At 37.2% G+C, this 21679-nt stretch carries 21 protein-coding genes; all 21 read left to right on the top strand.

Going from position 1 to position 21679, the window contains the following annotated elements:
• The first annotated feature begins 13 nt into the window (after nt 1-13).
• Entirely contained in the window at nt 14-580 is a 567-nt protein-coding gene (locus KH109_RS05685) for a hypothetical protein (RefSeq protein WP_295216664.1), read from the top strand.
• 8 nt (nt 581-588) lie between these two features.
• Nucleotides 589-1101 (top strand): biotin transporter BioY, encoded by a 513-nt coding sequence (locus tag KH109_RS05690; RefSeq protein WP_129822868.1) that lies wholly within the window; start codon nt 589-591, stop codon nt 1099-1101.
• A gap of 66 nt (nt 1102-1167) precedes the next feature.
• Nucleotides 1168-2274, top strand: coding sequence for a thiolase family protein (locus KH109_RS05695; protein WP_295216666.1), 1107 nt, complete (start codon nt 1168-1170; stop codon nt 2272-2274).
• A gap of 1 nt (nt 2275) precedes the next feature.
• The gene (locus tag KH109_RS05700) at nt 2276-3571 is read left to right on the top strand and encodes an AMP-binding protein (RefSeq protein WP_295216669.1); all 1296 of its coding nucleotides are present in this window, start codon (nt 2276-2278) and stop codon (nt 3569-3571) included.
• A 27-nt stretch (nt 3572-3598) separates the two neighbouring features.
• Complete coding sequence (locus KH109_RS05705) at nt 3599-4597, top strand: nucleoid-associated protein (RefSeq protein WP_295216672.1); 999 nt, start codon at nt 3599-3601, stop codon at nt 4595-4597.
• An 86-nt stretch (nt 4598-4683) separates the two neighbouring features.
• A complete protein-coding gene (gene ybaK, locus KH109_RS05710) occupies nt 4684-5175 on the top strand; it encodes a Cys-tRNA(Pro) deacylase (RefSeq protein ID WP_024065487.1) in 492 nt (163 codons plus the stop codon).
• A gap of 9 nt (nt 5176-5184) precedes the next feature.
• Entirely contained in the window at nt 5185-5910 is a 726-nt protein-coding gene (locus KH109_RS05715; protein ID WP_295216674.1) for a ribonuclease H family protein, read from the top strand.
• Between the two features lie 22 nt (nt 5911-5932).
• Nucleotides 5933-6856, top strand: a complete 924-nt coding sequence (locus KH109_RS05720; RefSeq protein ID WP_295216676.1) for an NAD-dependent epimerase/dehydratase family protein — start codon at nt 5933-5935, stop codon at nt 6854-6856.
• A gap of 20 nt (nt 6857-6876) precedes the next feature.
• A complete protein-coding gene (locus KH109_RS05725; RefSeq protein ID WP_295216679.1) occupies nt 6877-7155 on the top strand; it encodes a DUF1294 domain-containing protein in 279 nt (92 codons plus the stop codon).
• Between the two features lie 84 nt (nt 7156-7239).
• Nucleotides 7240-8676 carry a glucose-6-phosphate isomerase gene (locus tag KH109_RS05730; protein ID WP_060924783.1) on the top strand — a complete coding sequence of 479 codons (1437 nt, stop codon included), beginning with the start codon at nt 7240-7242 and terminating at the stop codon, nt 8674-8676.
• Between the two features lie 9 nt (nt 8677-8685).
• A complete protein-coding gene (gene galE / locus KH109_RS05735; RefSeq protein WP_295216682.1) occupies nt 8686-9675 on the top strand; it encodes a UDP-glucose 4-epimerase GalE in 990 nt (329 codons plus the stop codon).
• Nucleotides 9676-9804: 129 nt separating this feature from the next.
• A complete protein-coding gene (locus tag KH109_RS05740) occupies nt 9805-10686 on the top strand; it encodes a hypothetical protein (protein ID WP_295216685.1) in 882 nt (293 codons plus the stop codon).
• Complete coding sequence (locus KH109_RS05745) at nt 10668-11945, top strand: secretion protein (protein ID WP_295216688.1); 1278 nt, start codon at nt 10668-10670, stop codon at nt 11943-11945. Before KH109_RS05740 ends, KH109_RS05745 begins: the two co-directional genes overlap by 19 nt.
• A gap of 28 nt (nt 11946-11973) precedes the next feature.
• A complete protein-coding gene (locus KH109_RS05750) occupies nt 11974-13893 on the top strand; it encodes an ABC-F family ATP-binding cassette domain-containing protein (RefSeq protein WP_295216691.1) in 1920 nt (639 codons plus the stop codon).
• Between the two features lie 108 nt (nt 13894-14001).
• Complete coding sequence (locus KH109_RS05755) at nt 14002-15150, top strand: ABC transporter substrate-binding protein (RefSeq protein ID WP_129822882.1); 1149 nt, start codon at nt 14002-14004, stop codon at nt 15148-15150.
• Nucleotides 15151-15167: 17 nt separating this feature from the next.
• Nucleotides 15168-16049, top strand: a complete 882-nt coding sequence (locus KH109_RS05760) for a branched-chain amino acid ABC transporter permease (RefSeq protein ID WP_060924778.1) — start codon at nt 15168-15170, stop codon at nt 16047-16049.
• Nucleotides 16049-17059 carry a branched-chain amino acid ABC transporter permease gene (locus KH109_RS05765; RefSeq protein WP_287533856.1) on the top strand — a complete coding sequence of 337 codons (1011 nt, stop codon included), beginning with the start codon at nt 16049-16051 and terminating at the stop codon, nt 17057-17059. The genes KH109_RS05760 and KH109_RS05765 overlap by 1 nt, the downstream gene beginning before the upstream one ends.
• A gap of 11 nt (nt 17060-17070) precedes the next feature.
• Nucleotides 17071-17832, top strand: coding sequence for an ABC transporter ATP-binding protein (locus tag KH109_RS05770; protein WP_060924776.1), 762 nt, complete (start codon nt 17071-17073; stop codon nt 17830-17832).
• A 1-nt stretch (nt 17833) separates the two neighbouring features.
• Entirely contained in the window at nt 17834-18544 is a 711-nt protein-coding gene (locus tag KH109_RS05775) for an ABC transporter ATP-binding protein (RefSeq protein WP_060924775.1), read from the top strand.
• Between the two features lie 419 nt (nt 18545-18963).
• Entirely contained in the window at nt 18964-19707 is a 744-nt protein-coding gene (locus KH109_RS05780; RefSeq protein ID WP_295216695.1) for a polysaccharide biosynthesis/export family protein, read from the top strand.
• Nucleotides 19708-19743: 36 nt separating this feature from the next.
• Entirely contained in the window at nt 19744-21570 is a 1827-nt protein-coding gene (locus KH109_RS05785) for a nucleoside-diphosphate sugar epimerase/dehydratase (protein ID WP_295216698.1), read from the top strand.
• The last annotated feature ends 109 nt before the right edge of the window (nt 21571-21679 follow it).

Raw genomic sequence — 21679 nt, forward strand, 5'->3', positions numbered from 1 at the left:
GGACTGTGATTATATGAGAACATTATTTAAAGCATTATGTAATAATGACTTAGATCTACCAGGACATAGTGTTATTAAGCATATGCATTATGATGCTTCAGGAAGTGATCAATCTATCTGTGGTATTTTATATCAAATCGCTAAAACTACTACAATTGGTATTCTGGATAAATCAGGTTTTTTAATGGTTGATTTACGACCGGTGCCGAAACAATTTAGCATTCGCACTACCGTACATCATGATGAAATTAGTGGAGCTATATCGTTTTCCCAGAAAGATATAGTACAATTCGTAAATGATATTAATGACACGAATCCAATTCATCGAGAGGATCCTTATGTGGTACCGGGATGCATGATTCTTGAAACATTGTGGAATTATTGGAATATTAGTAAATCTGCGCTGCAAATGGCGATTTATTTTCATGCCCCTGTCATTGCAGGGGATATGGTAACTTTAGTGGAAGTCCCTGAGGATGCTCATGTAGAAGGTTATGTAGGTGATACATTGGCATTTTCCGCTACTTTTTTTGGTGAAAATGAAGATTCAACATCTTTGAAACAAAGATCTATTAGTTAGAGGTAATTATGGAAGCAAGACGTTTAACAAAAATGGCTTTATTGACAGCCTTATTATGTATTTCAGCATATATTTCATTTCCATTGCCATTTAGTCCGGCAATGGTAACCGCATTGACTTTGGTGGCGACATTAACAGGTTTATTATTGCAACCAAAGGATGCTTTTATAGTATTTGTCGTGTATGTTCTGCTAGGAGCCGTTGGTCTACCTGTATTCGTTGGAGGTACAGCTGGTCTTGGTAAATTATTGGGACCTACAGGGGGATTTATCTTCTCTTGGCCAATAGCATATACTTTACTAAGTGTATTTAAAGGGTCTAAAAAGAGCTTTTTCTCTTATGCATGGCGCTCTCTTGTAATTACAATTCCTGTAGTATATCTATTTGGTGTGGCAGGCTTTATGATTGTTACCAAAACAGAACTTTGGGCGGCGTTGCCTGTAGTTATGTTCCCATTTATTCCTGGGGATATCGTAAAATGTCTCGTTGCATCCTGGCTAGCAACTAAAATTAAAATTTAGCATGTAATAATGAAAAGAGGCATTCCTTGGGGTGCCTCTTTTGTGCATTTTGTTATAGGAGCTTATATGTCAGTATATATTCATGGTGGGCTTAGAAGCCCTATAGGCGTGTTAAACGGCCAATATAAAAATACAAGACCTGAGATATTGGGTGCACAATTGATTAATGAGTTAATTAAAGGACATGAAATTAACTCTGTAGATGGTATTTTTTGTGGTAATGCAGTTGGTACAGGTGGAAATATTGGACGATTAATGGGTTTAATGTCTAATTTATCGGTATCGACGCCGGCTGTAACAATTGATATGCAATGCGCATCAGCATTGATGAGTATTGAAATGGCTTATACACATATTGCATCAGGAGTGATGAATTCTGCTATTGCTGGTGGCATTGAAAGCTCTTCATTACAACCAGACCGAATCTATGCAACTGGAGATAATCGAGACGGTTTATATAAGGTGGCTCAATTTACTCCTCAAGATCGGTCTCCTTTAGCTATGTTAGAAGGGGCAGAAAGAACCATCCATAAGCACAATATAACTAAGGAAGCGTTATATCCATATATTATTGGAAGTCATCAGAGAGCTACTAAAGCTTTAGACAATTCATTTTTACAATCTTATATAATGCCTTTTTCTATAGATGGAAAAGAGTGTGTAGACGAATGTATTAGGCCAAAGATGAATGAAAAACTTTTATCTAGGATGAAACCATTATTAGGTAAGGACTCTATTACAAATGCTGGCAATGCTTGTTTAATTCATGATGGTGCTGCTTTTGTATACATATCTAATGAAAAAGGGCCGTTTAGAATTCATAGTATCATGCCTTGGGCTGGAAATCCTCAGTTTAGTCCAGAAGGTGCTCTTGAAAGTACTAAAGCTATTTTAAAACGGACAGATTTAACCATGGATGATATGGACGTGGTGGAATGGAATGAAGCCTTCGCCATTATTGATGCTCTCTTTGAGAAGTCCTATCCTGATCATATGGAGAAATATAATATGCTTGGTGGTGCATTAGCCTATGGACATCCTTATGGTTGCTCTGGGGCTATTTTAGCTCTTCATTGCATGGCTGCTTTAGAATCCTGTAATGGTCGATACGGTTTGTGTGCTATTGCAGGCGCAGGCGGTACAGGAACTGCTTTAATTATGGAACGAATGTAAAATGACAATTATTGAACGTTTACGACAATATAAAGAATTAGATCCTCACAAGATTGCTCTAATTGTAGATGATAAAAAGTATACATATGGTGATTTGTATGATGCTATTTTATCCATAGATATTAATGATACTAGTCGTATAGTAAATGTTGCTCAAACTAAAGAATCACCGAAACACATAGTTGCTTTAATTCAGAGTCAATCATTTGTGGAACAACTTGTACAGTGGTTGGGTGTATTGTATACAGGTTATATTCCTATGGTATGTCATAACGAGATGGATACAGAGTATATAGAGGAATTGGCTCGTATTATAGCATATAAAGGGGCGGCACCCTTAGCTGATTTTGGTGTTCTTACCTCTGGGACTACTGGGCGTCCAAAACCTTTATGGCGTAGTGAAAGCTCGTGGAGAGAGTTCTTTGATATCCAAAATGATATTTTTCATATAAACAAAGATACAAAAATATTCTTACATGGAAGCTTTAGTTTCACTGGTGTTAGTAATATGGTTATCGCTGTACTATGGTCTGGAGGAACAGTTATTACAACGAGTTCGTTGCGCCCAAATCGATGGATACAGCTTATTGAAGAATATCATGTGGACCATATATATGCATTACCGACAAAATTACGATTATTAGTACGACATTGCAAAAGTAAACTAGATTCTATTAACTATATTATCGGTGGATCTCAAGTACTGGATCGACAGTTGATGGAGCAGTTAGAACTAATATGTCCGAACATGGAGTTTATTCTCTATTATGGTGCATCTGAGCTTAACTATATAACATATTGTACAGGTAAAGAGTGGTTAGATAGAGAGGGGACTGTGGGAAGACCGTTCCCATCTGTCAAAATTACAGAGCAGAACGGCGTCATTTATGTGACTACAAAGTATCATATTGAAGGCATTCCTGATACATATACTGTAAATGATCGGGGATATATAGATGGTGATGGGTATCTCATGTTTAATGGACGGCAAGGTGATGTCATCAATAAAGGGGGCTATAAAATTTCTATCCCAGAAATGGAATTGTATTTACAATCCTTACAGGGCGTTTCTGAAGTCGCTGTTATTACCATTAATGATGATATACGGGGGGAAGACTTTGTTGCTTATATGGTGTTAGAGGATAATGCTGAATTAAGTAAAATTATAGAACTTATTCATCACGAAAGACCTTCAGTTGAATGGCCAAAAGCAGTTCTAGAAATTCCTATGTTACCTCTTACAGAATGCTCAAAAGTTGATAAACGAAAACTAAAAGAGTGGTATAATAAAGGGTAATCGTTTTTGCTATTATAAGGAGGCGTCATGCAGATTAACAAGGCGGCACTAGAGATTTTCGACTTTACGTCCTCTTTAGCCGTATACTCTGAACATGAATTAAAGGTTGGAGATCAAGCTATACAAGATTATATTGCCAATCATGTAGCTAAGGCGTTCAAAGATCCAGGTGCTAGAACAGGTACCTTGCATGATGCAAGTCCATTTGGTAAACAATTAGTTGATTATAAAAATGGAAATCTCAAGTTTATAGATTTATCTAAGAACTTAGGTGAAAGCTTGTTTACCTATATGAAACAAGCAACGGATTCCGTTGTTATTGATACGATTATCTGTGAAGCTATTACAGATGCATCTTATATCTGTATTCTTTTATGCCAAGCTCATGATGCTTTTACACATCAACTATTTAGTGAGGATGATGGTTCATTAGCTACAGAACTCGTTTCTCATAAGGCTGTACTGCCTATGCCATCTCAAAAATTACGTGCCTTTGCATCAATTAATTTACATGATTTTAGTGTTCGTATTTTTGAACCGAAAGGTGAGTTTGACGGTGAAGTATCCTATATCTTAGCAGATAAGGTATTACAATTAGGTACTAATCAGTCCTCTCGGGATACAGTGAAAAAGGTAAAAGCTATTGTAGATAAAGTGGCTCAAGCGCATGAGTCTGATGGCGTTATTGAGTTGACGACTGCAAAGTCTATGATTGCCAAAAATGCTGAAGTATCCGATACAGTCGATCCTGTTCGTATAGTAGAAGAGGTATTCAAAGCAAATCCGATTCAACAAGAGGCGGCTAAGAAAGAATTAGCCGATGCAGATATGATGCGGCCATTACCTGTGAACCGTGAGTTTGCTACGAAGGTTGGTGAGCATCACAAAATTAAAACTGACACGGGAATCGAAATTTCATTTCCCGTAGAATATATGAAAAATCGCGAGTTCATTGAAATTAAAACTAATGATGATGGAACTTTACGCATTGAATTGAAAAATATTAATAAAATTGTAAATAAATAAGAATGAGGCTATTTCTATTGATATATAGAAATTTATTATATATTGATAAGATTTATTTGTTACGCTAATATATAAGGTGGGATATAGTGAGTAAAGAAAAGCATAAAAAGACTAATGCATTGCGTATCTTAGATACCCATAAGGTACCTTATAGCATTAGTGAATATGAATGGTCTGAAGAGCGTGCAGCTGGTCTTCATGTGGTGGAAGCATTAGGGCTTGATGAAAAACAAGTTTTTAAAACATTAGTTGGTAAGGGCGACAAAACAGGATATGTAGTATTTTGCATTCCTGTAGCAGCTGAATTAGATATGAAACAAGCTGCTCGTGTCAGCCATAATAAGTCTGTAGAGCTTGTTCATGTCAAGGACCTGCTAGGTATTACGGGCTATCTACGAGGAGGATGTTCTCCAGTGGGAATGAAAAAATTATTTCCCACATATTTTGATGCTACTATGGAGCCTCAAGACTTTGTATATGTAAGTGCTGGTCTCCGAGGGATGCAAATGAAGGTAAATCCAAAAGATTTGGCATCTGTTGTTAATGCTGAATTTATAGCACTTACAATGGATCATTAAGAGGTACGTATGGCAAAGAAGTATTATGCAGTTCGTCAGGGTCGTGTACCAGGTGTATATATCACATGGGCTGACTGTGAAAAACAGGTAAAAGGCTTTGGTGGGGCTATCTACAAGTCTTTTTCTACGGAAGCAGAAGCTCGTGCCTTTGTAAAGAATTCAGGTTTATCCTTAAGTGATTATATGAGTGCTAATAAGAGTGAATCTAAATCATCTCAAGGCGTGAAGTCTACATCGATAGGCTCTAAATCAAGAGGCTCTAGTTCTAGGGCTCAAAGTAAAGTATCAGCAAGCGTGGTGAAACCAGATTTTACTGAGTCAAACCATGTGGTTGCTTATATTGATGGCAGTTATAATAAAGGGACAAATACCGTTGGAGCAGGTGGTGTTATCTTCTTGAATGGGAATAGGGAGACCTTTTCATTTCCATCTACGGATGAACGATATACATCATTTTGGAATGTAGCTGGTGAGTTATTAGCGGCTATGTATGTTATGAAATATGCTGTTGATCGCGGTATTCCTGAATGTTCACTTTATTATGACTATATGGGTATTGAAATGTGGGCTACGAAGGGTTGGAAACGAAATAATGCGCTTACTCAACAATACGCAGCATTTTATGACTCCATAAAAGACCGTGTGCGCGTACACTTTCACAAGGTAGCTGCTCATACGGGCGATACATATAATGAAATGGCCGATGCACTAGCTAAACAAGGTGCAGGTATTTAGAAATATAAGAAGGGAGGGTACTATGAATATATGTGTTACAGGTGGGGCTGGATTTATTGGCTCTCATCTCGTTGATCGATTAATTGAATTAGGGCACAATGTGCTTGTTATAGACAATCTATCTACTGGTATGCGTTCTTTTGTACATGAAGCAGCTCAATTTATTGAGATGGATGTACGAGATCCAAAGCTAGTATCTATTTTTGAAGAGTTTAAGCCCTCTATCGTATTTCACGAGGCAGCGCAAACTATGGTTCAATCCTCTATGGAGAACCCTAGTTATGACTGCGATGTGAATCTATTGGGTCTTATTAATGTTTTAGATGCATGTCGTCAGGTGAAGGTTGAACAATTCTTAATGCCTTCGTCTGCGGCTGTTTATGGGGATTTAGCAGTATTGCCATTAACTGAGGAATTAAGTGGCATGCCTTCTTCCTTTTACGGATTAACAAAACTTACTGCAGAAGGGTATTTGCGTATTTATCGTGAAGCTTTTGGATTAAATACAGTATGCTTTAGATATGCTAATGTATATGGACCACGTCAAGGGGATGGTGGTGAAGGCGGCGTTATAAGTATTTTCAATCGTTTAATTGTTGAAGGCAAGCCTTTAACCGTATATGGTGATGGGGAACAAACAAGAGACTTTATTTACGTAGAAGATGTGGTAGAAGCTAATATTAAGGCTATGGGAAATAATAACTGCACAGGTATTTATAACGTTTCTACCAATACGGGAACATCTGTAAATGAATTGATTACGCGATTCAGAGCTATTAGTGGTGCCGACTTTATGGTTCATTACGAGGCTGGACGCATAGGTGATATCAAACATTCACGGTTAAGCAATGCAAAGGCGGAACGCGATTTTGGATTTGTAGCATCTACAACATTAGATGATGGCTTACAAAAAACATTAGAATATTTTAAGGCTCATCATAAGTAAAAAATATAAGGTTTGGGGACATGAGTGATACACAATTTTGGGTTACTATAGGCGTATGGAATCTAATTGTATTTAGTATGTATGGCTATGATAAGTTATGTGCTATAAAGGGGTATAATCGAATTTCAGAGTTTACATTATTATTTTTAGCATTTGCCTTTGGCGGCATTGGTGCTCTATTAGGTATGGTTATTTGGCGTCATAAGACTTTAAAGCTTAAGTTTAAATTAGCTATTCCTATCGCATTGTTATGGTCTGTTTATGCAGTGGGTTTTGGCTATGGTTTGTGGGTAAAATGATTGCATAAACTAATATTTTATTCATTGTTTTATGATATAATGAGTAGAATATTGTACATAAAATGTCAGTAAAGGAGATATTTGATGTTGCGGTTACAATCGGGGTTCGAGTTAGATTACGCTAACATATATAATGAAAGTTGCATACAAGAACGAGACGTAAATAACTTTGAGCGTGCTATACAAAATGTTTGGCGTCATACAAATATTTTGCGTTCTACAGGCTTTGAAGAAGGACATGTTTCTAAGGATGGCTTGCCTGAACCGGTATTGTTTTACCAGCTTCCTTATATTTCAGAAGATGGTATCAATACACCTGCAATGTTGAAACGACTTTATGAACTGCGGGACTATGCTCGCCATAATATTGACACAGTTGTATCTGTAGGCATTGGTGGCTCTTACTTGGGTAGTAAGGTTATTTTCGATGTCCAATGTGGTGCGTTTTGGAATAATCTTAGTACGGAAGAACGAAACGGATATCCACGGATGTATTTTGCAGGCTTTAATGTAGATGGTGACTATTTAGCTGGTCTTATTCGCACTTTAGAGTACCAAGCTCAGACAAAAGGATCAGACTATAAAGTGATGCTCGTTATTACATCTAAGTCAGGCTCTACCATCGAGCCAATGGCTAACTTCATGATTTTGGAAAAAGCTTTACAAGATCGTAATATTAATTATGAAGTGGTAGCTGTTACCGATATGTCTGATGATGAACATCCTACGGTTTTACGCTCTATGGCAATAGAGAATCATTGGAAGACCTATAGCATTCCTTATGGTGTAGGTGGTCGTTTCTCTGTATTTACTGAAGTAGGTTTTGTTACAGCTGCTCTCGTAGGATTTGATATTGAAGGTTTCTTGGCAGGTGCAGCTTCAATGGATGCGGCTTGTCAAGAAGAGGATATTTTTAAGAATCCTGCTTTATTAAGTGCTTTACTAAAATATATTGCGTCTGAACGGTACGGTCGTATTATTGAGGTGTTTATGCCTTATGGTGAAGCTCTTCACTCCTTATCTGATTGGTATGTACAACTATTATCCGAATCTTTAGGGAAGATGAGTAATACTTGCTTACCATATGGTCGTACGCCGGTTGCTGCAGTAGGGACTATGGATATGCATGCTCAAGTACAAGAGCATCAAGAGGGCCGTCTTAATAAGGTGGTTCAATTTATTAAGGTTAAGGATTGGAAACATAATCTCGTAGTGCCTAATACGCATAGTCAATATGAACGATTACAAGCACTTGGAAATGTAGGTATTTGTGATATTTTAAATATTGCTTTAGATGCTAATAGAGAGGCCTTATCTAGCGATAATCGTTTTAATATGACGATAACTGTACCAACATTAAATTCATTCCATTTAGGGGAAATTATGTTTATGCATTGTTGGGCGGTTTATTTCGAGTCTATTTTTGCTGGTGTTGATGCCTTTGACCAACCAGGGGTTGAAGTCTATAAACGTCTCATCGGGCCTAAATTAGCTCGTGCAAAGGATACACATAATTCATAAGGGGGAACTATGAATATTTTAGTAACAGGTGGGGCTGGTTATATTGGGAGTCACACTGTACGTGCCCTAGAACAATCCGGTTACACACCGATTATTGTAGATAATTTATCTAGAGGGCATGTAGAATCTATTCCTGAAGGGGTTACATTCTACAATATGGATATTGCAGATCCTAAGTTAGTAGATATTATGAAAGAGCATCATATCATTGGGGTTATGCATTTCGCTGCCCATTCTCAAGTTGGAGAATCAATGGTAAATCCAGCTATTTATTATGAAAATAATGTAGTTGGCTCCTATCACCTTATTGAATCTGCTCGTACTGCGGGTGTAAAACATTTTGTGTTTTCTAGTACGGCTGCTGTATATGGCGAACCAGAGGTAGTGCCAATTCGTGAAGATGCTCAATTGCATCCTACAAATGTATATGGTCGTACTAAGTTAATGATTGAAGAAATGTTATCTGACTATAGTTCAATTTATGGTTCCACTTATGTTGCATTGCGTTACTTTAATGCGGCAGGGGCTGACCCATCTGGTACGATTGGGGAAGACCATCATCCAGAGACTCATTTGATTCCACTTGTGCTCGATGCAGCTCGTGGTAAAAGAGAACATATAACTGTATTTGGCACTGACTATGATACAGCTGATGGTACATGTGTGCGCGACTATATTCATGTTAATGATTTGGCAACTGCTCACGTATTAGCTATGGACTATTTGCGTAAAGGCGGCGAGTCCCAAGTATTTAATCTTGGTAGTGGAAATGGCTTCTCCGTAAAAGAAATCATTGAAACTGCAAAAGAGGTTACAGGCATCGATATTCCTGTTCAATATGGTGATCGTCGTGCAGGGGACCCTGGTACATTGATTGCTTCTTCTGAAAAGATTAAAAACTTACTTGGTTGGGACCCTAAATTTAGTAATGTAGCTGATGTTATTAAGGATGCTTGGAAATGGCATACATCTCATCCAGAGGGTTTTAATAGTAAATAAAATGAGCACGGATCGGTTTGATTTGTCAATATAATGAATGACTCTATTAGTCACCTAGGTGACTGGTAGAGTCATTTTTTTGTAGGAATTTAAAAAGACCTCCTAGAAATAGTCTGCAGGAGGTGAATTATGAACTTACAAGATTATATACAACGTATTAAGTTATGGATTAATAAACAGTATTTTATTATTCGGCACTACCGAATTGTAATTATTATTTTTCTTGTAATTGCACTAGGGGTAATATCAGTTGGTATTTTTTATCCTTCTCAAGAGGAAAAGATTCAAATACAATCAGACCAATTCAATGACGAGGCTAGTGAACAAAGACTAGAAATTTCAAAAGACCAAACGGAGGATACATTTACTAAGAGAAACAATGGTAAATATAAGGGGAAATCTAGTATAGATGGAGTTGATCATAAAACCATAAGTAAAAGGAGCGATGACTCTAATGGTAAGGGGCGATTACTATATGATGTGAGTAGTGTAGAGCGTTCTCATCCTTGGCGAGAGGTCTTTAAAAATATTTCTAGTACAGATTTGTTACATAAAAATGATGGGACTAAAGATTTTGATGATGATTATGAGGAAATTGATGATTTAAATAATATGAGCGATGATGAATGGGCGGTTGTCAATGGTAATCTATCAAGTGAAAAAAAGGGAGTAAGGAAATACAGACGTACTAAGAATAAAACAATAAGAACAGATAGAAAGAAGCCTAAAGAGCTTAATGGCGATACGACTCACGATAAGATTAATAATTTTAGTAGTGCACGTGTTCACTCAAAAATAGCTATTAATACTAATATATCAAGCTTACAAGAACCAATTGAACTGGTGGGCATCATTGAAGGAAATCAAAATATAGCTATTTTAAGAAAAGGCTCAGAGGAACAGATGGTTACAGTAGGGAGTAGTTGGCAAGGAATATCCGTATCTAATATTACTGCAAGTGGTGTAGAAATCATTGAAGGAGGTTCGTCGCGATGGCTAAAAATCGAGTGATCATAAAAATAGTTATATTAATAGTTGCACTAATATATTTTTTATTAGCACAAATGTTAGTTGTAACAGGAAATACTATAGAAGATAAGGTAATAAAAAATGTAGGAAATAATGCAACAAATAGTGCAACAAATAGTGGAACCAATAGAGTTGAGATTAATAAAGATAAAGAACCAATTACAATATCTGTACGCAATGCCTCTTTAAAGGATACTGTGTTAGGCATTTGTCGCAGTTATGGTATATCAGTTATTGGAGTAGAGTCATTAAAGGGCAATATTACGGCAAGTGTAAAAGGAGAGTCTCCAGAAGAGATTATTAAAGAGTTAGGGCGGTTATATCATTTTACTGTAACAAAACAACATGAGACTCTTCTTATTGAATCTGAGGATACTGCACTAGAGAATAGGGAGCTCTATGTAGTTTCTCCTGAACATCTGCCTGCAGAGTCTTTATCAAATATAATGGGAACAGTAGTAAAAAATGATAAAATGGCTGTGCTTTCAGAACAAAACGAAGTAATTATGCTTTTAACGAGCGGAGAAAAGAGGCGTGTAGAAACCCTGATCAATGCAGTTGACAAGGAACCTAAACAAGTACAATTAGAAGCAACCATCATTGCTATGGAACAGTCTTATGCAAAAGAGCAAGGATTTAGATGGTCCTGGCTCAGCTTGACTGGACATGGAGAAGATAAGACTAATTCCTATGGGGCTGTTACCTTTGGTAAAACACCAAGTGGAGAAGCTTATAAGTTTTTTGTGAAACCAGAACTAAGTCTTATGGAAAGTTCTGGAAAAGCTGTTCTAATAGCTAAGCCATCTATTATGGCCCTCAATGGTGAGACTGCACACATATTAATAGGTGAACGTATCCCTGTTATAGAAGAGTCAGAGGTAAATGGAGAGCGCAAGCGTTCTACCCGCTATGAAGAGGTAGGGATTAAGTTAAACTATACTCCTATTATTACCGCTAATGGCGGTGTAGACGCAAAAATACATGCCGAGGTAAGTACACCGATTATGGTTTCGGAAATGAAAGCTTATAAAATTAGTACGCGGCAAGCACATACAAGAGTGCGTTTACAACCAGGAGAGGTACTTGTTATAGGCGGTCTTATGGATAATCGCGATCAGCACCAAATACAAAAGATTCCTATATTAGGAGATATTCCGTTATTGGGCAAATTATTTCGTCATAGCAGAAAAATAAAAGATTCTGTAGAGATGTTGATGTTGGTACGGGCAACTGTGGTATAATAAAGGGTAAATGATAAGGAGGTTGTGAATGGAACGCATTCGAATGATAGGCCTTGGAAAATCATTTGGGGTGCGCCAAGTATTTTCCAATGTGTCCTTTGAGATAAAAGAAGGTGATCGCCTAGCTTTAGTAGGTCCTAATGGGGCTGGGAAATCGACCTTATTAAAATGCATATTAGGCTATGAAGATCTTGATGAAGGTAATGTAGTTAAGTCGCCTGTTGCAAGCATTGGCTACTTACAACAAGATGTAAATCTTGGTGATGATAGTTTAGCTACTGAGATTGAAAAGGCATGGGCTGATGTACATGCATTGGAAGAACAACTTAAAGCACTTACTACACGCTTAGAAACAGAAGCGGCTAGTGAATCTGATTTACAACGCTTAGATTATTTACAAAATCGCCTTGAATGGTTAGGCGGCTATGATTACGAGCAAAAGACTAAGCGCATCATTTATGGTCTTGGCTTTACTGATGAGGATTTAGATAAACCAGCAAGCGCTTTTTCTGGTGGTCAAAAGACTCGAATTAATTTAGCTAAAGCATTGGTACGGCGACCAGACTTTTTATTTTTAGACGAACCAACTAACCATTTAGATATGGACATGTTAGAGTGGCTTGAAGGGTATTTGTCTGCCTATCATGGTGGGATTCTCATTGTCAGCCATGACCGTTATTTCTTAGACCGTATTGTCACTGGTGTTGTAGAATTGGATAACCATAAGGCTACAACTTATCGTGGTAATTACAGTCGTTATATTCAGCAACGAGATGAACGGTTGAAAGCGGATATGGTAGCCTATGAGAAACAACAGGAGTACATCAAAAAGACAGAGGCTTATATAGATAAATACCGGGCAGGTATTAAATCTAAAATGGCTCGTGGTCGTCAGTCTCAATTGAATCGTTTAGAACGACTTGATGCACCGGTAACTTCACATCATTTACAATTTTCTTTTCCCCCTGCTGCGATGAGTGCCGATAAGGTTCTTGTTCTAGATCATTTATCAGTAGGATATGGTGAAGATCCTATCATTGATGATATATCACTCGTAGTACGACGTGGAGAATCAGTAGCCCTTATTGGACCTAACGGGGCTGGTAAATCGACACTCGTAAAAACTATAGTAGGTGAATTATTCCCTGAGAATGATCACGTAGATATTGGTAACCGCGTACAAGTGGGATACTTCTCACAAGAGCATGAGGAATTACATGATTCTTGGCAGGTAGTAGAAGAGGTTATGAACCATTTTAACTATACTGAAGAAAAAGCCCGCAATGTATTAGGCTCATTCCTATTTAAAGGGGATGATGTATTTAAGCTAGTAGGAGACTTATCCGGTGGTGAGAGAGCTCGGTTAGCATTGTTAAAATTATTCCTTCAAGGGGATAATTTCCTTATCTTAGACGAACCGACAAACCATTTAGATATTCCAACGCGTGAAATTGTGGAAGAAGCATTACAACAATTTGAAGGTACTTGCTTTATTATTTCTCATGACAGATATTTTTTGGATCAAGTTTCTACAAAAACCATTGTTCTAGTTGATGGAAAAATTACTGAATATCTTGGTAATTACTCGTATTACAAAGATAAGTTAAAAGAACAGGAAGATTTGTTAGCCATAGCTAACGAGCAAAACTTAGAAAACAGTGTTAGTGATAATAAACATACTTCTAATAATGAACCTATACTTTCAGTAGAAGAATCTACAGAGTCATCGCAGAAGAAACCGAACGCTTATATGGTGGAAAAGCAATTAGCTGAGGTGGAATCTGAAATCGCTCGATTAGAAGCGACTATGAAAATGTATGAAATTCAATTAGCTAATCCTGTAGTACAGCAAGATTTAGATGAAATGTCCAAAATTTCCATACAAATTGAATCAACACAAAGTGAGTTAGATGCACTGTATGAGAAATGGGAACGATTATCTGAATAACTTATAATAGTATATATTATTATAGAGTTATTTAATTGACAAAAAATTACAAACTCTAATAATATAGATATAGACTTAAAGTTTTATGTTTTAAAGGAAGGGTGTAGCATGAATAAATCCATGTTAAAAAAAGCAGCCATTTTTGGTCTTGCTGGTGTAATGGCAGTTGCTGCTGGTTGTGGCAGTAATAAAGATGCAGGTAATGCAAATAGCAATGAAGCTAAAATTGCATTGTTAACAACAACAACTGGTGGTGCAGCAGCATATGGTGAATCCATTAAAGCTGGTGCAGAATTGGCAGTAAGCGAAATCAACGCTGATGCAAATGCTGTGAAAATCAACTTGTTAGTAGAAGATACTAAAGGTGATAAAAACGAAGCTATCAATGCAATGAATAAAGTAATTTCTAAAGATAAAGTTGTAGCTGTTATTGGCCCAATGTTATCTGGCGAAATGATGGCAGCAGGTCCTGTAGCAAACAAAAGCAAAATCGTAGCTCTTGGTACATCTACAACTGCTGAAGGTATTACAGATATCGGCGATTACATTTTCCGTAACGCTGTACCTGAATCCTTGGCAGTAGATACTGCAATTAAAGAAGCACATAAAACTTTAGGCTTCAAAACTGCAGCTATTATGTACTCCAATAACAATGACCAAATGGTATCTGTAAATAATACAGCTCGTAAAGCATTGGAATCTGAAGGTGTACAAATCGTTGATACTGAAACATTTGCAGATAAAGATACTGACTTCTCTGCACAATTAACTAAGATTCAACAAGCAAAACCTGATGTTATCGTAGTTGCTTCTCTTTACCAAGAAGGCGCATTAATCATGAAAAAAATGCGTGAAATGGGTATGAATCAACCTGTAATTGGTTCTAATGGTTTCAACAGCCCTGAATTCATTAAAATTGCAGGCGCTGCAGCTGATGGTGTTATCGTAGGTACACCTTGGTTCCCTAACAAAGACGATCAAAAGGTAAAAGACTTCCGTAAAGCTTACAAAGATAAATACGGTAAAGAACCAGACCAATTCGCAGCTCAAGCTTATGATGCTGTATACCTCTATGAAGCAGCTTTGAAAAAAGCCGGTTCTACTACAGATCGTGAAAAATTCCGCGATGCTTTGAAAAATATTGCTGACTTCGTTGGTGTAACTGGTCAATTCAAGTTCAACGAAAAACGTGACCCTTCCATGGAAGTTCAAGTTTTACAAATTAAAAACGGTCAATTTGACGCATTAAAAAAATAAAAAGTTGAGGTAGTATAGTGTTTTTACAACAATTAGTTAACGGGTTAACCCTCGGTAGCTTATATGCTGTACTCGCTATTGGCTTAACACTTGTGTTTGGCGTTTTAAATATCATCAACATGGCACACGGAGGCATCTTTATGATAGGTGCCTTCGTTGGTCTTTTTATGGTAACTGTTTTTGACGTTAACATTTTTGTAGCCCTTATCGTAGCTATGGCTGTCGGTGCTATCCTCGGTTATCTTTTAGAATTTGTGGCGCTTCGTCCACTACGTAAGAAAAAGGTGTCTCACTTGGCACCACTTATTAGTACCATTGGTGTTTCTATTTTTCTTGAAAGTTTGGCATTATTGCTTTGGGGCCCTCAAACAAGATCTTTCCCACCAGACTATATTGGTGGTCTAATCGACTTTGGAGCTTTCAAAATTTCCATGGTACAAATTATTGGTTTAGGTGTTTCTGTTATTTTAATGCTAATTCTTAATATAGTTATTAAGAAAACTAAAATTGGTAAGGCTATTCGTGCCGTATCTATGAGCACAGAAACAGCGGCTCTCTTGGGTATTAATCCAACAATGATTATATCTGTTACCGTTATGATTGCATCTGCCTTGGGTGCAGCTGCAGGTGTATTGGTAGGCTTGTCCTTCAATGCTATTGAGCCTACTATGGGTGTTATTATTGGATTTAAAGGCCTTGCCGTACTTATCTTAGGTGGTCTTGGTAATATTACAGGCGCCATGGTTGGTGGTTTTATTTTAGGTGTAGCAGAAATCTTCTCTGTTGCATATGGAGCCTCTACATTCCGTGACGCAGTGGCCTTTGGCCTCATTATTCTATTATTATTCTGGCGCCCACAAGGCTTGTTTGGTTCTAAAGATAAAGGGGGTAGACCTTAATGGATTTATTAAACCCGTATTATCTACAGATCGTGATGTTCTTCATCATCAATGCCATCATGGGTATTTCGATTTACTTTACACTTGCAAGTGGTCAGCTTTCTTTAGGGGCTGCTGGCTTTATGAGTGTTGGTGCATACGTAGGGGCCATCCTTTCTTTGAAAGCTGATTTGCCTATCGTTGTAGGCATCCTTATTGGTGGCCTAGTTGCTAGTCTTGTAGCTGTCATTATCGGCTTACCAACAACACGTCTTCGCGGTTTATATCTTGCCATTGCTACTCTTGGTTTTGGCGAAGTGGTGCGTGTTATTTTCTTGAATTTGGATATTACTAATGGTGCATTAGGCCTTTCTGGTATTCCATCTATTCCTCAAGAATTAACAAACTTAGCCTATGAACTTGATATCGATGGTTTAATGGGCATCGATGCTGTTGCATGGGGTAACTTAATGGCTATTATTATTTTGCTAATCATTTTAGTATTGATTATTGCCTTCTGTGTGCGCATTAATAATAGTCGTGTTGGTCGTGCCTTTGCAGCGATTAAGGCGGATGATCATGCAGCAGAATTAATGGGGATTAACGTTGTATACTACAAGATGATGGCATTTATCATCGGTGCTTTCATCGCCGGTATTGGCGGTGGTTTGTATGCTCATATTACAAACTTTATTAATCCTACAGACTTTAGCTATCACAAGGTAGTACAAATCTTATTGTTCCCTGTATTTGGTGGTTCTAATGTAGTATGGGGCTCCGTATTAGGTTCCTTTATTCTTACATTATTGCCAGAAGTATTACGCTTCTTATCCGATTATCGGGACATCATCTATGGTGCATTACTAGTCATCTTGATGGCAGTTCGTCCAGATGGTATTTTAACAGAATCTATGGTAGACAAAATTAGTCGTAAATTAGGCTTTAAGAAAGCCCCATATATTCCTGAATCACAAGTATTAACAGAACGTTTTGAAGCGTATAAACGTAAACAAGAAGAAAAACAAGGATAGGAGGGAACTGAATGCTATTAGAATTAAATGACGTAAGTAAAAGCTTTGGTGGCGTTGCAGCTCTCACAGGTATATCCTTTGGTGTAAAACAAGGTGAAGTATTTGGTGTTATTGGGCCAAATGGTGCTGGTAAAACTACATTATTTAACTTGATTACTGGTGTATTCCCTGTAAGTTCTGGCGAAATCGTATTTGATGGTATGTCTGTTGTAGGCATCAAGCCTCATAGAACGGTAGAAATGGGCATTGCCCGTACATTCCAAAACATTCGTCTCTTCGGCAATATGACAGCTTTGGAAACAGTGTTAACTGGTATGCATTGTCGTACTGGATCTGGCTTCTTGTCTAGCTTCTTGAAAACAAAACGCCAACGCATCGAAGAAGAGCGTTGTCGTGGCATTGCGTATGAATTTTTAAAACTCGTAGGTCTTGAAGAAGATGCTGAAGAGGTTGCTACATCTTTGCCTTATGGTAAACAACGTCGCCTTGAAATTGCTCGTGCCTTGGCTACACATCCTCAATTAATTTTGCTAGATGAACCAGCAGCAGGTATGAATGATAGTGAAACAGAAGCGTTACGCCAATTGATTGGTAAAATTCGCGACCTTGGTATTACTGTTGTAGTTATTGAACATGCCATGGAATTAATGATGAATATTTGTGATCGTTTGGTAGTGTTCAACTTTGGTAAAAAGATTGCTGAAGGTACACCTCAAGAAATTCAAAATAATGAGGCTGTAATTGAAGCATACCTAGGGAAAGAGGAGGCGTAATATGTTAAAGCTAGAAAACATCGTGGCTGGTTATGGACATATTACAGCCTTAAAAGATATCAGTTTAGAAGTACCACAAGGTTCTATTGTATCCTTGATTGGTGCTAATGGTGCTGGTAAGTCTACAACTATGAAGACCATAATGGGCCTTGTAAAGCCAACATCTGGTAAAGTATTATTTGAAGGCCAAGATATTACTGGTCATAAAACACATCAAATTGTACATGGTGGTATTTCTTTAGTTCCTGAAGGTCGTCAAATCCTTCAAGATATGAGCGTTTATGAAAACTTAGAAATGGGTGCTTATATCCGTAATGATAATGAGATTGAAGAAGATATCAAAAAAGTATTTAAACGCTTTCCAATCCTTGATGAACGTAGTTATCAATTAGGTGGTACACTATCTGGTGGTCAACAGCAAATGTTGGCTATTGGTCGCGCCCTTATGGCACGTCCAAAATTGTTATTATTGGATGAACCATCTATGGGTCTTGCACCATTAGTAGTAAACGAAATCTTTGAAACTATCAAAGAGATTAGTGCTGAAGGAACTACTGTTCTTTTGGTAGAACAAAATGTACGACAAGCATTAAAAATAGCTGATTATGCATATGTATTGGAAACAGGTAAGATGGTATTATCTGGTCCTGCTGACGAAGTACGTCATGATCCTCGCGTTATGGAAGCATATTTAGGCGGTCGTGTTGAATAATTAATACTTTAAGTCGATAGACTTATCTAAAATTTTTAATAAGGTGTATATACTAGAAAACTAGTATATACACCTTATTTTTTTATTTAATCAATAAAATTGATGAGTGTTTGATGATTTTATGAATCGACTATGAATTGAGTTTATATATTTTTTATTTATATATCTAAAATTAATGAAAAAAACGAGTGAAATATGAGTGAAATGCGTAAAAAAATACACATAATTAAATGGTAAAAACCTTATATTTACGCGATTTATTCTTAAAGGTTTAATGAAGTTAGCTCAGAACGGGCTGCGTTTATGGAAGAAAGTTTAAAATAATGATAAAATAACTTAACCGATTTTTTAGGATTAATAATTCTAAAAAAATAAAGTGTTGTATTGAGTGAGTTGAATGTAAATCAAAGAGGTAAAATATGAATAAAAAACAGTATATGATGATGGCCGCATTCTTATGTGCCACAACAACATCCATGGCTGCACCTGTTAATGTAACAACTGAACAGTCTTACGATTCTAAAATATTACAAACTGAAGGACACACACCACTAGAAACTAGTGCATCTGTTGTGAGCTCTGATAAGGTGTATCGTCTACGACAAGGTGATGAACTAACTATTCAAGTTGTACAACAAGCAGATCTTGGTACACGTAATGGTAACGATATTATGTACACTGTTCGTCCTGACGGATATGTGTCATTCCCTATGGTGGGACCAGTGAAAGCAGATGGTTTAACCGTCGATGAGTTTACCGCCCAATTACAGCAAGGTTTATCTCGGTACATTATTAATCCGGATATTACTGTAAATGTTACAAAACTCGGAGGAGTTCGGGTGTACGTATTCGGTGAGATTAATAAGCCTGGTGCTTATACATTGACTAAGTCTAGTACTGTTCTTGATGCAATTGGTGCGGCTGGTAGCTTTAACTGGGATACAGCTAAAAAGAAAATTTACTTAATTCATCAAGACAATCCTGAAAAACCAATTCCTATTAATTTAAATCGCATGTTACAAACTGGAGATATGTCCGAAAACTATATTATGCGAGAAGGGGATGTTCTTTACTTGACTAAAAATAGTCGTATTAACTTTGCTCGTGATATTGCTCCAATTTTGACTAGTGCATACATGGTATCACGTATCGGTAAGGATTAAGGATAGGGTTTATCTCACATATAAGGGGGCGTTCTTTTGCGTTCATATTTATTACCAGCCATACTGTTTATTGCCGATATTGCGACGATTGTTATTGTTGCTTTCATTAGTTTATTTATTAGATTTGATGGCTATATTGAACCTCGATATATTGACCAAATGGTAGACGCATTGCCAATATTGCTTATTTCGTATATGTTGATGTTCTTGCTTATGCATTTGTACACGCGTATTTGGCGTTATGCAGGGATGCGAGAGGTATTGGCAGTATTTGTCGCTACGACAGTAGGTACAGCAATCTTTTACTCCTCTATGTTTGTAATTGGTAAATCATTACCAAGATCAATCTATTTTATTACTTGGTTCCTTACAACTGGTGCAGTAGGTATGGGACGTATGTTGCTACATTATGTAGCGCTTCATTATAGCAGTGGGGATGATGGTGAAAGTGGTCAAGTGAATACGTTGATCATTGGTGCTGGCGATGCAGGGGCAACTATTGCTCGTGAAATAGAGCGATATCATAAGCGCTCTCGTCGAATCATTGGCTTTGTAGATGATGATATGTTCAAACATAACCGCCTTATGAATGGCTTTAGAATTTTAGGTAATCGTGAAGATATTCCAATGCTTGTAGCAAGATATAAGGTTGAAGAAATTATCATTGCTATGCCATCGGTAAAGCGTGATGTTATTCGAGAAATCATGGAAATCTGCTCACCTCTAAAATGTAAAATCAATACATTACCTGGGATGTACCAATTATTAGATGATGAGGTTTTAGTATCTCATTTGCATCCTATTTCCATTGAAGATTTATTGGAACGTGATGAGATTCATCTCGACACATCAAAAGTAGAACCATATTTGAAAGATAAAGTCGTTCTTGTTACGGGTGCAGGTGGTTCTATTGGCTCTGAAATTTGTCGTCAAGTATTACGGGTAAGACCTAAAAAACTATTGTTACTAGGTCATGGTGAAAATAGTATTTATCTTATTCACCAAGAGTTGCGTTCAATTGTGCCTGAAGGTACATTGGTTCCCATTATTGCTGATATTCGAGATAAAAATCAGTTAGACCAAATCTTTACCGATTATGAACCAGATGTAGTATTCCATGCAGCAGCTCATAAACATGTACCGCTTATGGAAATCCAACCGATTGCAGCGGTGTTAAATAATATTTATGGCACTCGTAATGTGGCAGATGTAGCGGGAGCACATGGTGTTGAGCGATTCGTTATGATTTCCACAGATAAAGCGGTAAATCCAACAAGTGTTATGGGGGCTACGAAACGGGTGGCAGAAAAGGTCGTACTTGGTATGAATCACAAGTACGATACAAAGTTTATTACCGTTCGCTTTGGTAATGTTCTTGGTAGTCGTGGTTCTGTTATTCCATTATTCCGCAAACAAATTGAAGCTGGTGGACCTGTAACAGTTACAGATCCTGAAATGACTCGTTACTTTATGACTATTCCAGAAGCAAGCCAACTTGTATTACAAGCTGGTGCAATGGGAAATGGTGGTGAAGTGTTCTTATTAGATATGGGTGAACCAGTAAAAATTGTTGATTTAGCGAAAAATATGATTCGTCTTTCTGGATTTGAGCCTGATAAAGATATTCGCATTGAATTTACTGGTTTGCGTCCAGGTGAAAAGCTATATGAAGAATTATTAACTGCTGAAGAAGGTACTAATACAACTACACATAAGAAAATCTTTGAAGCTGCCTTAGAAGATGTAAATCAAGAATGGTTAAGCCGTGAAATTGATCGCTTTGAAACATGTAAATCTGACTTGGATGTAATCAATGTATTACAAGACATCGTTCCTACATATCATCCAAATCATAATGTATAACAATTTAGTTACAATCATTTATTTAGAGCTGTAGTCTACGTGAGAGGGAGATATACAGTAACGATTCCTAAGAGGGAGAGACCCTGTTGTTTGTATACTTTCACAGAAA

The sequence above is a fragment of the Veillonella sp. genome, from assembly GCF_018381775.1.
GTDB lineage: Bacteria > Bacillota > Negativicutes > Veillonellales > Veillonellaceae > Veillonella.